Annotated in this window: 11 protein-coding genes; 4 read left to right on the forward strand and 7 right to left on the reverse strand. The window is 60.4% G+C overall.

What is annotated here, in order from left to right:
• Nucleotides 1-326 precede the first annotated feature (326 nt).
• Nucleotides 327-3,299 carry a DNA translocase FtsK gene (locus ILT44_RS04265; RefSeq protein ID WP_239467883.1) on the forward strand — a complete coding sequence of 991 codons (2,973 nt, stop codon included), beginning with the start codon at nucleotides 327-329 and terminating at the stop codon, nucleotides 3,297-3,299.
• Nucleotides 3,300-3,345: 46 nt separating this feature from the next.
• On the opposite strand, the gene ILT44_RS04270 is transcribed toward ILT44_RS04265, so the two are convergent.
• A complete protein-coding gene (locus ILT44_RS04270; RefSeq protein ID WP_204238331.1) occupies nucleotides 3,346-3,987 on the reverse strand; it encodes a hypothetical protein in 642 nt (213 codons plus the stop codon).
• A 125-nt stretch (nucleotides 3,988-4,112) separates the two neighbouring features.
• On the reverse strand, nucleotides 4,113-4,376 hold the full coding sequence (locus ILT44_RS04275) for a hypothetical protein (protein WP_204238332.1): 264 nt from the start codon (nucleotides 4,374-4,376) through the stop codon (nucleotides 4,113-4,115).
• Between the two features lie 808 nt (nucleotides 4,377-5,184).
• On the opposite strand from ILT44_RS04275, the gene ILT44_RS04280 reads away from it, so the two are divergent.
• Entirely contained in the window at nucleotides 5,185-6,279 is a 1,095-nt protein-coding gene (locus ILT44_RS04280; protein WP_204238333.1) for a replication protein RepA, read from the forward strand.
• Between the two features lie 200 nt (nucleotides 6,280-6,479).
• Here ILT44_RS04280 and ILT44_RS04285 read toward each other — a convergent pair whose 3' ends face one another.
• The 3 genes from ILT44_RS04285 to ILT44_RS04295 form a co-directional block, all read right to left on the reverse strand.
• Nucleotides 6,480-7,439, reverse strand: coding sequence for a GGDEF domain-containing protein (locus tag ILT44_RS04285; RefSeq protein ID WP_204238334.1), 960 nt, complete (start codon nucleotides 7,437-7,439; stop codon nucleotides 6,480-6,482).
• A gap of 417 nt (nucleotides 7,440-7,856) precedes the next feature.
• Entirely contained in the window at nucleotides 7,857-9,893 is a 2,037-nt protein-coding gene (locus ILT44_RS04290; protein ID WP_204238335.1) for a sensor histidine kinase, read from the reverse strand.
• 359 nt (nucleotides 9,894-10,252) lie between these two features.
• Nucleotides 10,253-10,963, reverse strand: coding sequence for a response regulator transcription factor (locus ILT44_RS04295; RefSeq protein ID WP_204238336.1), 711 nt, complete (start codon nucleotides 10,961-10,963; stop codon nucleotides 10,253-10,255).
• A 447-nt stretch (nucleotides 10,964-11,410) separates the two neighbouring features.
• On the opposite strand from ILT44_RS04295, the gene ILT44_RS31845 reads away from it, so the two are divergent.
• Both ILT44_RS31845 and ILT44_RS04305 read left to right on the forward strand, forming a co-directional pair.
• Entirely contained in the window at nucleotides 11,411-11,590 is a 180-nt protein-coding gene (locus tag ILT44_RS31845) for a LuxR C-terminal-related transcriptional regulator (RefSeq protein ID WP_204238337.1), read from the forward strand.
• 1,343 nt (nucleotides 11,591-12,933) lie between these two features.
• Nucleotides 12,934-13,071 carry a hypothetical protein gene (locus ILT44_RS04305; protein ID WP_204238338.1) on the forward strand — a complete coding sequence of 46 codons (138 nt, stop codon included), beginning with the start codon at nucleotides 12,934-12,936 and terminating at the stop codon, nucleotides 13,069-13,071.
• A gap of 241 nt (nucleotides 13,072-13,312) precedes the next feature.
• Here the strand turns inward: ILT44_RS04305 and ILT44_RS04310 are convergent, their stop codons facing one another.
• Both ILT44_RS04310 and ILT44_RS04315 read right to left on the reverse strand, forming a co-directional pair.
• On the reverse strand, nucleotides 13,313-13,531 hold the full coding sequence (locus ILT44_RS04310; protein ID WP_204238339.1) for a hypothetical protein: 219 nt from the start codon (nucleotides 13,529-13,531) through the stop codon (nucleotides 13,313-13,315).
• Nucleotides 13,532-14,550: 1,019 nt separating this feature from the next.
• Entirely contained in the window at nucleotides 14,551-14,793 is a 243-nt protein-coding gene (locus ILT44_RS04315; RefSeq protein ID WP_204238340.1) for a hypothetical protein, read from the reverse strand.
• Nucleotides 14,794-15,020: the final 227 nt, after the last annotated feature.

Consider the following 15,020-nt stretch of genomic DNA (forward strand, 5'->3'; position numbering starts at 1 on the left):
AATGCTGCGTATACCCCGTCCGACCCAGCCTTGGCGCGGAGCACAGGCGTCTGCGCGGCCTCCTGTGGTCCCACCAGCGTGGACAGACCCGCCCTTGAGCACATTGGCAGGCATGTCCGGCTCGGTTGAGGCACCGGTCCAGGGTGCATCCGGGCGTTCCATCCAACTCCCGCGCGGCACCTACGATCCGCACACGCACCGACCCGTCTTCCCCTGAGGACATCATACGGTCGCTCGTCCCAATAACCCGGTGTTTACCGGCCTCATCCAGAGTGTGTGGGTTACAGACGGCCCCACCTTCGCGTTCACGAGCTTTGTTAGCGTCCATGCGTAAAACCTTCATGTCGAATGATTATCTTCCATCCGCTCTCAGGGTCGAGGATGCCGCCGCTGAGAGAATGCATGAGGGTGGGGCGACGCCTTTCCCAAGTTCGAACAACAGCCCCGACCCCAACTGGGAGGAGCCGTGGCTGGCCACGGGCCAAGCCGAACCTGGCTGGTGGCAGGCTTTCGCGATCGACCACGGCGTGCGGTCAACGCGTACGCCCGACAAGTTCATCAGAAAGCCGCAGGAAACGAACGTGTTCGATTTGCCAACGGGCGATCTGATGCAGGAAGACCGCTTGGCCGAATTGGCGATGAACAAGCCCGAGGACGAGATCCACAAGCGGATCGAGAGACTCCGCGCCGCCATGGAGGCTCCTCAGGTCAAGACGTTCACCCAGAAGACCCAGGCGGTCGTTCAACCGCCCCCGGCTTCCTCAGCGGAGCAGCCCAAGGCGGCAGATGGGCCCGGGCACGGCGAGCCGCCTCTCGCACATGAGGCGCATGATGTTGAGATCCCGGTATCCGAGATCGTCGAAACGGTTTCCCAGCCCTTGCCAGAGACGTTGATGACCTTCCTCCCGATGCCAGCGATGATGTTTGTTCCGTCGGCCTTTCAGTCGGCGCTGTACCGCATCGACGTCTCGCTGAAGCACCCCTTACTCACGCTGGCTGGCGCGGTCGCTGACAAGCGGGAACTCCCCGAGGCGCCCCTGGCCGCAACCACCGCGGAGAAATGCGACTCCGATGCCATGGAGAGGGATGTCATTGTCCCCGACGGGGATCCGGAACCGGGCGTGTATGAGAGCACCGCAGCCGAGTTCATGGAGTCGCAATACTGCGACGGGTGCATGGCTGCGTCGCAGGAGCTGGACCAGGATCACGGGGAAACCGAAGATCGAACCGACTCCGGCATGGATGACCAATCCGAGGCCGCTGAACCCGCACGGATTGAGGATCGAAGCCTGGGGGTTGTGACCTCCGGACACGCCGAAGAGGCTACAGAACTCATGCAGGTCGTCGAAGGTGTGGCGCCAGAGGCGACGGATGTTCAAGAGGAAGTCGACCTTGGATTCCTCGCCCTGTACGGGGAGACCATCACTCCCATCCAGAGTGCGCTAAAAGCCGAGGTGAAGGTCGCTCTGCAACGCGCGCCGGATGCCCCAGCAATCGAGGAAGCCGCTGTCGTGGAGGAGCCAGCCTCCATCCCGCAGATTGCCTCGTCTGAGGATAAGCTTGTCCCTGCAGACGACTCGCCGGAGCACGTGCTGGAGGAGCACGCTGAATTGGATGCTGCCGCTCCTGTCGAGGTGATCGAGGCCGCGCCGGCAATCGGGCTCGGGGAGGAAATGATCCCGGCCCAGGATGCAGAGATGGTCGCGTCCACGATGGAGACCGTCACCGGGGCGCAGGTCATTATGCTACCTCCTCCCGTAGCGCCCCAGCGTGCGAGGTTCGCCTGTTACCAGCTTCCGTCGATTGATCTGCTTGCCGAGCCGCCGATGCGTGAAGGACAGGAACTGACTGAAGACATTCTCGAGGAGAGAGCCGGACGGGTGGAAAAGGTCATCCGCGACTTCGGCGTGAAAGGTGAGGTCATTCATGTCCATCCCGGCCCGGTGGTCACACTCTACGAGCTCGAGCCGGCGCCTGGCGTCAAATCCTCACGCGTCATTGCGCTTTCCGAGGATATCGCCCGCTCCATGAGCGCGGTCTCGGCCCGCGTGGCCGTGATCCCGGGCCGTAATGCGATCGGCATCGAGCTGCCGAATGAGAACCGCGAGACCGTGTATCTGCGGGAAATGCTCGAGACGGCAGATTTCACGGCCTCAGCTCAAAAGCTCCCGATCTGCTTAGGAAAAACCATCGGCGGCGAGCCGGTGATCGCCGATCTGGCCCGCATGCCGCACCTGCTGGTCGCCGGCACCACCGGCTCGGGCAAGTCGGTGGCGATCAACACCATGATCCTCTCGCTGCTGTATCGCTTCACGCCCGAGCAGTGCCGGCTGATCATGGTCGATCCCAAGATGCTGGAGCTGTCCGTCTATGACGGCATCCCCCATCTGCTCACGCCTGTCGTCACCGATCCAAAGAAGGCGATCATCGCCTTGCGCTGGGCGGTGCGCGAGATGGAGGATCGCTACAAGAAGATGGCCCGGCTCGGTGTGCGCAACATCGACGGCTTCAACGCCCGCGTCTCCGAGGCCCAGGCGAAGGGGGAAGTCATCACGCGGACGGTTCAGACCGGCTTCGACAAGGCCACGGGGGAACTGACCTATACGGAAGAGGTTATGGACCTCACGTCGCTGCCGTACATCGTGGTGATCGTCGACGAGATGGCCGACCTGATGATGGTGGCCGGCAAGGAGATCGAAGGGGCGATCCAGCGCTTGGCCCAGATGGCACGCGCCGCCGGCATCCATGTGATCCTGGCGACCCAGCGACCGTCTGTCGACGTGATCACCGGCACGATCAAGGCGAACTTTCCGACCCGGATCTCGTTCCAGGTGACCTCGAAGATCGACAGCCGCACGATCCTGGGCGAGATGGGCGCCGAGCAGCTCTTAGGGCAGGGCGACATGCTGTACATGGCCGGCGGCGGGCGGATCACGCGCGTGCACGGGCCGTTCTGCTCGGATGGGGAAGTCGAAAAGGTGGTAGCCCACCTCAAGCGCCAGGGCGAGCCGGTCTACCTCGACGAGGTGACGGCGGACGATGAAGACGGGGAGGACGTCGAGGCGCCGGAACTGTTCGATGAGGAGGACGTCGGATTTGCTTCATCGGACAGTTATCAGCAGGCCGTCAGCATCGTCCTTCGGCATAAGAAAGCCTCGACGTCTTACATCCAGCGCCGGTTGCAGATCGGCTACAATCGGGCTGCCTCGATCATGGAGCGCATGGAGAAGGAAGGCGTCGTCGGACCTGCCAACCATGCGGGCAAGCGCGAGATCCTGCGTGGGGAGTTCGAAGATTAGGATGAACGGGTTTCTGCCTGGCACGAAATAAAGGCGGGGGCTCCCTCTACGGTTTCAACTCGTCAGTGATGGCGGAGTGCAGGCCTTGGAGCCACCCGGCTATATCGGATGAGTAGTTCGCCACCTCCATCACGAGCAACGCAAGTTCCTCATCGGTCGGGCCCCGGGCTCCCTTCAACCCTGACAGGAGCCTCATGACCTCTTTGTCGCGTATGGATTCCGGAGGGTCTGCGGCCCAGCCAATGCTGGCCTTGTTGATGGCCAGTTTGAATCGCTCCCCGTTCTGGAAGCGGGCATCGACAAACCACCCGTTTCCGCTCGGGCTCAGGTCCACAACAGTGAAGGATGGAGTTCTGATCCCGACCTCGGGCGTCGGGCGCCTGTCGGACACCTCCAGCACCTCCCGCAATCCCTCGACGAACTGTTCCACGCTCATTGCAGACCGGGCCAGCGTCTCCATGCCGTAGATGACCTGGTTGAGGCTGGTAAACGGATAGCCTGGTTCCCCGACCTTGTCGGTGCTCCAGTGGAAAATCGACGACAGCCTCTCGGCGATCCTCCCGTCATCGGGAACCACGCTGACGCTCTTGCCGTCCCGGCCGGCTGTCACCGTTGCTGTCGTGCCATCCGGGAACACGATCCGGAGCATGAGAAGGTCGCCATCGATGACCTTGGTTGTGTGTGCCACCGAATACCTCCTTTCCGATCAGCGTTTCGACAGCGGCGGTATACCAATCAGGCGGAACCTTCGACAACACGGCCTCGGCTTGGGCCCCGCAACCTGCCTCGCGATGGGCTGGGACGACGCCATCCTCAGAGTTCCACCTGCCAGAGCGGCTTCGCAGCCGCGAATTGGGTGAGGCAAAGCGAGCAGGCCTCGATCATCGTGCGCGGTGCGACTATCGTGGCCTCACTCTGCGCACCCACCGAGGTCCCGCTATCGACGCCGCGCCCGTCACAGGAGGAGCGCGTACGGCTCTCGGCCGCCGCCAACGCTCCTATCACATCGCTGCCCGCATGAAAGCCGTCATGACCGATGATCGCATCCCACGAGGGGGCTGCGCCGAAGATGCCCACCGCTCTTCTCGTGATCCGCCATGTGGCCCCGGAGGTCCACCAAGCTGCGAAGAGTTCGATTCGCCCGCGCCTGCGGGAGGCTCTTCTCCTCTCCCTCCCTGTGTCTGCTTGTACCGAGATGTGCAACAGCCACACACTTTTTCGCCAAAAACGAAATCGTTTTCGGGTCATAAGGAAGTATCTGAATCGATTCAGATTCAGCAAGATTATGAGTCAGGTATATGCGAGGGCCGAAACCTCCGGAACTTCATGAACTTAGACCTCATCAACGTATTGAACTCTGCGTTGCCGTGCATTGAGGTCTGCGCAGCAGCGTATCGGAGTCAGCGGGCAAACGGGCGCCTAGGGTATCGAACTCTGCGCATGAACGTATCGGACTCAGCGCCCTTACTAAGATAAGCACTTGGAGAAAAAGGAATAATTTTCGACGCATCCGCATTGGACTCTGCGTTGTCAGAATCTGCCCGTTCTGATGTCAGACACGCGACCCTCCTGAGACACGATGATCGCCGGCTGCGTATCGAACTCAGCGTATTCTTGGTTCGCCCGATGTGACACGCAGGGACACTCTGGCATCGTCTGTTGCGTATTGAACTCTGCGCAATCACGCACCGGCTATCCCGCGGGTTAGCCGCAACCCGTGATGGCAGTGACAAGGCAGCGTTCGGTCCGATCTCACCAGCAGCGCCTCACCGACGAAAGCTCTGGATAACTCCGAACGGACAGTGGTCAGGACGGACCCGAATCCGGTTTGGGGACGTTGCGAGTCCGCGAGCCCAAATCCGCGCCGTCGAATGTAAGGACGATCATGAGCGTCGATGAACAGATTGCGGTGATCCGTGATGCCGATCTCCTGACGGAGGTTGAGCGGGCGCGTGGTCACTTCATGTTCAAAACCATCATCGAACATATTGCTCACAAGCAGACCTTGCGTGATGCTGAGCACGCGAAGCGGATAGCGGTCGATGCGCGACGTGCTGCGATGAGCCGTGACCAGCGGCGCCGTGATGCCGTGCGCGAGGTGATTGAAACCACGCCGAGTACCCCGGAGAACATCCAACACATTCATAGCGTTCTTGCTCTCTGCGGCCTGCCCTATCGCGAGCCTAAGGGCGAACGCGAGTTCTTCCGCGAGTATGGGCGGAACACCCTCAGCATCATGGCCGGGCGCCTCAAGAACCCAAAGACCGGCCAGATGGAAGTCCAAGGTCTTCCGTATGGGCCCAAAGCTCGATTGGTCCTGCTTCACCTGTGCACAGAGGCGGTGCGTCAGCGCAGCGCCCGCATCGAGGTTGCCGACAGCTTGTCCGGCTTCATCAAGCAAATGGGGTTTCCCGTCACCGGAGGCGAGCGCGGTACGCTGCGCCAGTTCAAGGAACAGTTGAACCGCCTCGCGGCCTGCACCATGCAGATCGGTTTATGGGACGGGGCCTCAAGGTCGAGCACGTTGAATGTCCCGCCTTTTCGCCAACTCGACATCTGGCTGACCGGCAATTCCGACCAGGGGCTGCTTTGGTCCAATACCGTGCAGTTTCACGCCGATTTTTATGAGAACCTGATCCAGCATGCCCTTCCGGTCGACATCCGGGCGGCGCGGGCCTTTGCCGGTTCGGCGCGGAAACTGGATATGCTGTTCTGGATGGGATACCGGTTGCGGACCGTGCAGCGGCCCTTGAGGCTGTCCTGGGACAATCTGCACCAGCAGTTTGGCTCGGATAACGCCAGCATCCGAAGCTTCAAGCAGGCCTTCAAGGGAGATCTGGCCCATATCAAGGAGGTCTTCCCCCGATTGCGGGTGTCGCTTGACGATGGCGGCATGCTCCTGCTCCCGACCGATCCCAGCGAGTTGCTTGTTCCTCCCAAGCGTCCTAAATCCGAAAAACCTGCGGCATCAGCAGCTTAGGTGCGCAGAGTTCGATTCGCGCCATGTCTCGCTGTCGAGCGAACTCCATGGACACCTCCGCCACCCGCGTAGGGGGCCGAGGCAACGACGCCAGGGATCGTCCATCAGGATCAGGCAACGTCCGGGATGAGCGTTCGGCGCCGAGGGAGGCACTTGGCGCTCTCAGCCCGGCTCCCGCTTCCGCTGATCTAGTTCCACCTCTAAGAGGAGACCGGCGTTGGTGGCATGTCGTGGTCGAAGCCAATCCTGGTGCAGTTCCGGCCCGCGGCCTTGGCAGCGTACAAGGCTCGATCCGCGCGATAGAGGATCGAGCTGCGGTTGCCATGCGGCAGTGCTTCAGTCACGCCTGCGCTAAAGGTGTACGACACCGCGACCGAGTCGCTCCTGGGCCGAACCGCAGGAAAGCCGTCTCGGATCCGTTCGACGATGCGCACGGCCTCGTTGAACCTGACCTCCGGCAGCAACAGCAGGAGCTCCTCCCCGCCCATCCGGCCCAGGTGATCCCGTACCCGCAGCCACTCGCGGCAGACGCGGGTGAAATGCTGAAGAACGGCGTCGCCGGCCTCGTGGCCATGCGTGTCATTGATGCCTTTGAATTTGTCGATATCGATGACGGCCACGCACAAATTGGAGCTGGTGGCCGTGCCTGCCGCCAGTGCGGCATTGAGAAGGTCCAGAATATGGCGGCGGTTCGGCAGCCCGGTGAGCTGGTCGGTGCGGGCGGCTGCGAGGGCCTCCTCATGGGCCTGGCGCAGAGTCTTCTCGTTGTGCTTCAACCCCGTGATGTCAGCCGCGACGGTGAGCACCCAGCCGTTCGGCAGGATCGTGTGATCCATCCAGAACCAGCGGCTGTCACGGAAGTCCGTCTCGAAGGATTTGCGAGGCTGGCTCCGGCACCGCGGCAAGGTTCGGGCGATCAGGGCCTCGACGTCGCCCTCATCGATCCTCACGCCGATCCCATTCCTGGCGCCGTGGCGGAGGATCTCGATGAACGTGAAGGGGCCCTCACCCCCCTGCAGGAAGATGCCTTGGTAGGTCTCGTTGGCATAGCGCAGGCGATCCTCGGCGTCATAGAAGGAAATCGCCTGACCGCTCTTGGTGAGCGCCTCCACGAGGCAGCGGAGGGTTTCATCATCGAGATCCGGGCAAAACGCAGTCATTGGGGTCTGCAGGTCAGCGAACACACAGGCTTTCCGGCCATACCATGCCGTAGACGGCTGGTCTGTCCCGGAATGCCCCGTCCCCGGCTTTGTTCCTGGGCTGCCTCTTGGTCTTGCACTTGCGCAAAGGCAGGGCATGACAGGCTCTCTTCTGAATGACAGCCACAAAGCACCGAACGCAAATGACGTCACGGCGCTTGCGAACCTGGACCATGGTCCGCGGCATGCGCCGAAGTGACACGGACTTTGTTCTGACATTCTCTCAATCTTAAGTGGAGCAGAACCCACCGCTGGAAGTAGCCCAGCAGTATCCATCCCCGAAGTTTGACCGCAGACGAGCGCTCGCAGTAACGATACGCTGCCAGCCCTCTCGCCCATGAAGCTCAGGCCAAAGGTCAGAGCTTGATCATGCGGGTATCAATCTTGGATCAAACCGGATTGGCGAAGTTCGGCGCGTGTCGCCCCAATCGCGCCGTCGAGGTCCGCCATCAGGTGTTCACTCTCACGAGCACTGGGTACCGTGGCCTCGATCTCCGCTGCAATCCGACTGATCCTGGCGAACCCGAAGGTGCCGGCAGAACCCTTCAAGCTGTGCGCTTTTCTCGTCCGCTCATCTGGGTTCGCGGACGGAACCGCCATGTGCTCATAGAACCTCTCCGCGTCCTCAATGCCGCGACTGAGCCAGGACGCCAGTTGCTCGCCGGACATGTAGGGGCTGAACCGGTCAAGGATCTGGTGATCCACGAGAGGGACGTCATCAGCCTCGTCGTCGAATGGTTCGCCCGATGAGGCAACCGCCAGCCCTTTACCGCAATGCCGCGCAATGGCGGCGGCCAACTGGACCCAATCAATCGGCTTCATCAGGCACTCGGTCATGCCGGCTGCAAGATACTGTTCCCGTTCCTTCGCCATCACATTCGCCGTCAGCGCCAGGATCGGGATACTGCGGGCGGGTGCATCGAGTTTGCGGATCCGGCGCGTCGCCTCGATGCCGTCCATGACCGGCATCTGCACATCCATCAGGATCAGGTCGAAAGTCTCCTTCCCGACCCAGGCCAAAGCCTCCGCTCCGTTTTCCGCAAAGATCACCCGGTGCCCCTGCCGGGTGAGCACGTCCTTGAGAAGATCCCGATTGATCGCCACGTCCTCTGCAACCAGAATCCGACATGGCGAGGCCTGGGGGAAATGAACGTGGGCCGCCTTCATCAGATCGGCCGGGTCACCGAGCGCGAATGGAACCTCGATCCAAAAGACGCTGCCGACACCCGGGAGGCTGTTGACGCCGATCTCCCCACCCATCGCGTTGACGAGCCGTTTGCTGATCGCCAGACCGAGACCGCTGCCGCCGAACCGGCGCGCTGTCGAGCGGTCCGCCTGAGTAAACGCCGTAAAGAGCTCGGCCTGCTGGTCCGGGGCGATGCCAATCCCAGTATCGCGCACCTCGAAGCGGAAGCGCAGCCCATTTTCGGTTTCAGGCCGGTGGGCGACGTGGAGCGTGACACTGCCTTGCTCGGTGAACTTGATCGCATTGCCGACCAGGTTGAGGAGGACCTGTGTGAGACGGTTCGGGTCTCCCCTGAGAACAGGGGGCGAGTGCTCGGACAGCTCGAAGCGAAGCTCCAAGCCCCGATCAACCGCCAGCGGACAGGTCAGCGAGCGCAGGCGCTCGAGCCACTCGGGAAGCGAGAAGTCAATGTGCTCCAGTTCGAGCTTGCCCGTCTCGATCCGGGAGAAGTCGAGGATGTCGTTGATGATGCTCATGAGGTGCCGCCCGGAGGCCCGGATGGCATCCACATAGCCTTTCTGCCGCCGGGTCAGATCCTCTGCTCCCAGGAGATCCGCCATGCCGAGCACGCCGGTCAGGGGCGTGCGGATTTCGTGGCTCATGGCGGCAAGGAAGTCCGACTTGGTGTTGGCCGCCAGATCGGCGGCCTGCCGGGCGGTCAGGAGCTCAATGTTGGCGGTCAGGAGCGCGCGAGACGACCTGAACAGGACAGAGGTCATGGCCGCGATCGCGATCACTGACGACAGAGCAAGAAAACCGAGCGCAGTCCAGAAAGCCGACCGACCGTTGTCCCGCATTTGGTTGGCAATGCCCATCAACTGGCGGGAGATCTCGGCAAGGGGAGCCTCCAGGGCCTGCCATTGCGCCTCAATGGTATGGATATCCGCATCATCGACGGGAAGGTCGCGCTGGACCTGATCGATCAGATGGCTCGATGCCGCCATGTAACGCTGAAGATCAGGCCGGATGCGGGTCACCGCCTGTGTGATCTCGCCCGGCAAGGGCAGGGTCTCGAGCCTTGCCAGGCTCTCGGTCATGTGTTCGATGTCCTCCTTCAGCTGAGACGTGACGGATGTGCGGTCGCGCCGATGAGCAAACAACAGGACGTCGGCTGCGATGGCGTCATGAAGGATGTCGATTTGACCCTGGACCCGAAGGGCACGAGCCATCAGGTGGGTCTCTTCAAGATGGTCATAGATATACTTGGTGGAAGCGAGACCAACCAAGGCAATGACAGCCGATGCAATAATAGAACAGGCAATCAGGACATTGATGTTCCTTCGAATGTGGTGAACGGCCAAATTCAATTCCCCTTGAGCGCGCCTGGAACAGGGATGCAGTGCCTTGTTGTGTGACCGATGAGATGTCTCAATCGGTGTTCGTCAATGATCGTTTGGCACCGGCATAATTGACCGAAGCTCCAAGATCAAACTCCTCAACGTAGCCTGAGCAAGGCTAAACAGCGGGGGCAGAGAGGTGAGCGGCGGCGGGGAGCTGAGCTGATCGAGGATGAAACCGTCTCGAGCGGCTACGAACCGATGGTGCCGCCAAACTTGTAGCCGTATCCCCGTACGGACAGGATCAAGGTCGGCCTTCGGCCGTCAACCTCGATCTTGCCGCGGAGCTGTGAGATGAAGACGTCGATCATTCGAGGTGACGGAGGATCGTCCCCATTGGCAATCGCATCCAGCAGCTGATTGCGCGACAGTGCCCAGCCGGGCCGTTTGAGAAGCGCGGACAGAAGACTGAACTCGCCCGGGGTCAGGGCGACCTCGCTCTTGTCAGGCGCGAGCAGGTTGCGCGCCCGGAGGTCGAGCGTCCAGCCGTCGAATGAGATCAGCGTCGGCTCATGCGACGTCAACGACTGCGGGGAGACACCGGAGCGGGCGAGTACGCTCCTGATCCTGAGAGTCAGTTCGCGTGGATCGAAAGGCTTTCGAAGATAGTCGCTCGTGCCCAACTGGAGTGCCGACACCAACGTCTCCTGGTCCTGGTTGCCGGTCAGGACGATGATCGGGATCTCTGATCGGGTGCGTAACTGTCGCGCCAGCACCAGGCCGTCCTCATCGGGCAGCCCGAGATCGAGCAGGACGACATCATGATCCTGGCTCTCCAGATGGGCATGCGCCTCCTTGGCCGAGCCGGCGCAGGAGACCCTGTAGCCCTCCTGTTCGAGGCAGAACGCCAACAGCCTCTGGAGTGTTTCATCGTCCTCGACCACGAGGATATGATGTTTCATAGATGCTCGTCTCAGGGATTCCTAACATACCCTAACAATTCCCTGACGAAACTCTACCGCAAATCGTCAGGCTGCGTCGGAAAGCCGACAGAAGACGCACCATCTGCCGGACTACTCTTTAGGGGCTAAGGGCGAATTCGGGGACAGACAATGGCCGAATGCGATGTCCATATCGGAAATATCAGGGATAAGGAGGTCTCTTCGAATGAGCCTCTTCCTGGCCGTCAGGAGCCTCAGGGTACGGTCCAAGCGACTGTGATCGAGGTCGATTTTGCGTATGAGTGTAAGCGTCGAGAGGCCGATCGAAGCTCAGTCGGTGCCGGTGCGGAGGTTTGGGCGCAGGACAAGCTTCGGGATCCGCGCCGAGCGGGAACACATCCCCACCGTCAAGAGCCGTCTCTCCTGCCGGGACTAGCTCCAACCGTGAATAGACTCAAAACCTCTAACATGTCCACCCTGTCTCCAGGAGAGACCGACACACTATGGCTGCTGATGGCAGGCGCACAGACGCAGGAAGTTGCCTCCCAGCTCGGCCTCGACGAGGTGGCCGTAAAGGATCACGTCAAATCAATCCTGCGAAAGCTCCAGGCCAAGCGCTCGGGATGCTCGTCAGAGGCCGTTTGCTAAGCTTGTAGAGCACCACCCACGGGGAAGTGCCTTGTCAGTTGCTCGGGACAACGCCACACCAAAGGTGCGCGAGTACGCGTATTCTCTCTTTCGCAACAAGCAGCGGCCGCAACTAATCTGTGCCGTGGCTGAACATCGCCCCCCTGCCAAGCTTCCTGTCCTCAGAACAGTGGCTTGCTGGAGTCCCGCTCGGCACCTCGGACAGGGCGCCACCGGGTTTCCGTGAGAAGGCCGCCGCTGTTGGCGTTCAGTTGAACGGCTTTTACCTGTTCCAGGCCCTGTTCCCCGACCGCAAGGCTGGCCATGATTCCAGCCGCGCCGCCAGACGAGCAGCATGACTGACGAGGAGGTGGAAGTCGTCGCCGAGGAACTAACGAAAATAGGCGGTAGAGCCTGGTATAGCAGGCGCAGGCAGGGCTCTCTGCCGAGGGCCGTCGCAAACCGCTATCAGCAACAACACCGCCCTGTCTTGCAGCCCTCGACCCCATGAGAACGGGCGCTATGCCTGCGGCCTCTGCAAGTACTCGGAATCAGGCCTAGAGCGGACCTGACAGACGCGACGGGATGCCCACATCCGTGGCGAGCCATGCCATACAACCTGACGCGATGGTGATCTACTGGCCTCCGAGAGATCCGAGAGCCTACCGCACAGGATCGTGGAGATCAGAGGCAGCCAAGCCTACCTGTCGCCGATCCTCATACCCTGTTTGGTCCACCAGCGTTGGGGTACAGTCGAGAAGGAACAACATGCAGGCTCGTGTTCATGTTCGGGTTTGCCCCACCCGGGGATAAAGCCACGATGCCCACCATGACGACGGCCTAGGCTGCGTCACCTCGCGTACAGGACAAAGTCGTGCCTGAGACGACACCAGTCTGCAGATCCCTGTTAACCATGGTATATTGATCAGCGGTTTCGTTGGCCGTGGGCTGCTATTGCAAGAAAGATGAAATCCCGGCCTCCGTTCTCGTGACAGCAGGCCACTTCATTGTCATCGGCATCTCATTGACTATCATTTTGTGGTACCGACTGGCTCCAGCCAGTTACAAATCCCTGTACCCCGCTTCGCTCTCGCGACCGCCTCGAGCGTTTGGCCGGCCTCGATCTCATCGGCGAAGACCTCATCCTTTCCTGCCCGGTGGTGCCGACCGGGCCCTAGTTGCGCACCAAGCACACGGTCCCGAACCGATCCCGCTCAATCATGGGGCTGTAGAAGCGCCGGATACCCTGCTCAGGCCTGGTCCGGCGTACCTGCGGCCCTTACCTTCTCTCGGCTAACGACGTCCTCTGGCTTTTTCCCCATCCCTGCGCACACTCGCGCAGAGGCGTGACCGTGAGGTGCCAGATGAAACACCGTGATCTGATCGCTCTCTATGGACGCCGCGGGCTGATTGCAACGACCTTTGCGCTAATCACCCGCATCATTGCATCGCCGGTCCTGACCCGGATTTGGAGCCCGGCGGCCGCTGTGGCCCAACAGTAAGCGTCCGCGGACGAGCCGCTACCCATAGCTTTCCTTCTGCTCCGCGTCCGTTCTCCTTATGGATCGGCAGATGGAATAACTGTTGGTCTTAAACCGTTAATTATCCCGAAGGCCTCGCAACCCTTAGCCTTCGCCTAACTTCAAGCCCCTCACGCCGCACCGTGAGGGACTTTTTGTTTCGGCAAGTCCACGAGAAGTTCCTCTCCGGGCGCCCCGCTTCCTTCAATCCGGGATGACGGATCTAGGCTGCGCTCGAGATCTCAACCTGACCTTTGGGGATTGCAACAGAGCAGAACGCCTCCATCAGGCTTCGCTCTTGGTGTTGATGAAGAAGATCTATAGCTTCACTAGCGAAAGCGCGGAATTCTTCCTTGATAATTTCGAACTCTAAATCCCATAACTTCCCGTCGTGCACAGTATCATAGAATGCACGAGCGACATGCTCGATCTGATAAACCATTCTTGCCCCCGCAGAGATGGATATTTTACTTTATGGACTTGCTTTATTCTGAAAATTATATCGCAGTATAGTCATTTTGATATTGCGATATACACCCAGACGTAAAGTAAAAGCACGCTAAGGCCAAGGTTCCTGATTTGGCTATATATCAAAAGTGGCACTCCATAATACTTATTTGTTGGGGAGCTGACTTTGCTCTCTTGTTGTGTTGCGCTTGCAGCGTCCCTGGTATTTGCGAGCACGCCTGGGTCTTGTCCGGAGCTCGCTTTACTGAATAGCCAGCGCGGCGTTCCATACTGAACCTTATGAAAACGGGAATCCGCATTGTCACGCATGCGCATGGCGGCTAGGCCATCCGGTCGGATGTTATCGAAGACGCAGGGCTGGCATCGGCTGGGCTCACCTAAAGGAAGGCCAAAGAGCTCGCCAAGCGGCGGAAGCTGGGGGCGATCAACGCGGAACTGACCCAGCATGACCGGAAAGTTCAAATCACTCTGCTGCTATTCGCCGTCCTGAACGCCTTGGGGCTAGCCGTGCTGGCCTACCATCTTCTGAGCCACGACTGAGCACCGAACCACGTCCGCACGAGCAGAAGAGGTTCCGGAGAATCGCGCCAGCGATAAACAGGCTGATGCCTGTCAGCATACCAGTGGCCAGTCCGCCCATGACATGAGAAGGTATGTTGTGGGGAATGTTCTCTGTCAGGCACGATGAAGATAGTGGATGGTGGTGACAGCAAGCCCGAGCAAGCTGCCGTGGAGGGCACTGCTTGTCATGTTTCAGGGTGGGTGATCGATCCAGACCACAATGCTAAGGCGATTGAAAATGCTCCAGCCGAGGGGGGGTGCAGGCCCCACAGCCGGGGCGCTTGCAGAGGGAAAGTGCCCCGCACGAACGGGGCTGATACGTCAAGCGCCCGGTGCAGGCATCCTGCTCCAGCCACCGTGAACAAACCGTCGATGTCGGACTTGCGTTGTATGGGTGCTACGGAATGCGAAGCACGCCATCAATGGCATCGATTACGAGCCCCGCATAACAACCAACGCACGGCCCTTGCTGGTGAGAACCGCCATATCCCTATCGCTGTCGCAAATCGTGGCATGTCCGCTGCAAAACAGCTTGTGCAGTGTTGCGGTGAGCGGGACATGAGCATCGTCATGGATCCAGCTGTAATCATCCGGTCGCTTAGAGCGATAGATGCGGCGCGCTGCCGTCTTATGGAGCAGCTTGAGTGTACGAAGCTGTGCCTCGCTGATCTTCATTGGTAATGCCCCTGATTCTAAGCAGGTTTCAGCGGGGTGGCCAACGGATGCTGGCCATGATTCCATAGCGTGATTGGATGCGGGAGGCGGATCATGGCAGGCAGGTCCCCTGTTGTGGCGAGTAGCGAGCAACGGCGCGAACTGGAGGAGCTCAGCCGGTCGCGGGATCGTGGCGAGGCTGATCGGGCTCGGGCGATCCTCCTGACCCTGATGGGCTGGACCAGCCT

The organism is Microvirga arvi (assembly GCF_016892765.1).
Lineage (GTDB): Bacteria > Pseudomonadota > Alphaproteobacteria > Rhizobiales > Beijerinckiaceae > Microvirga > Microvirga arvi.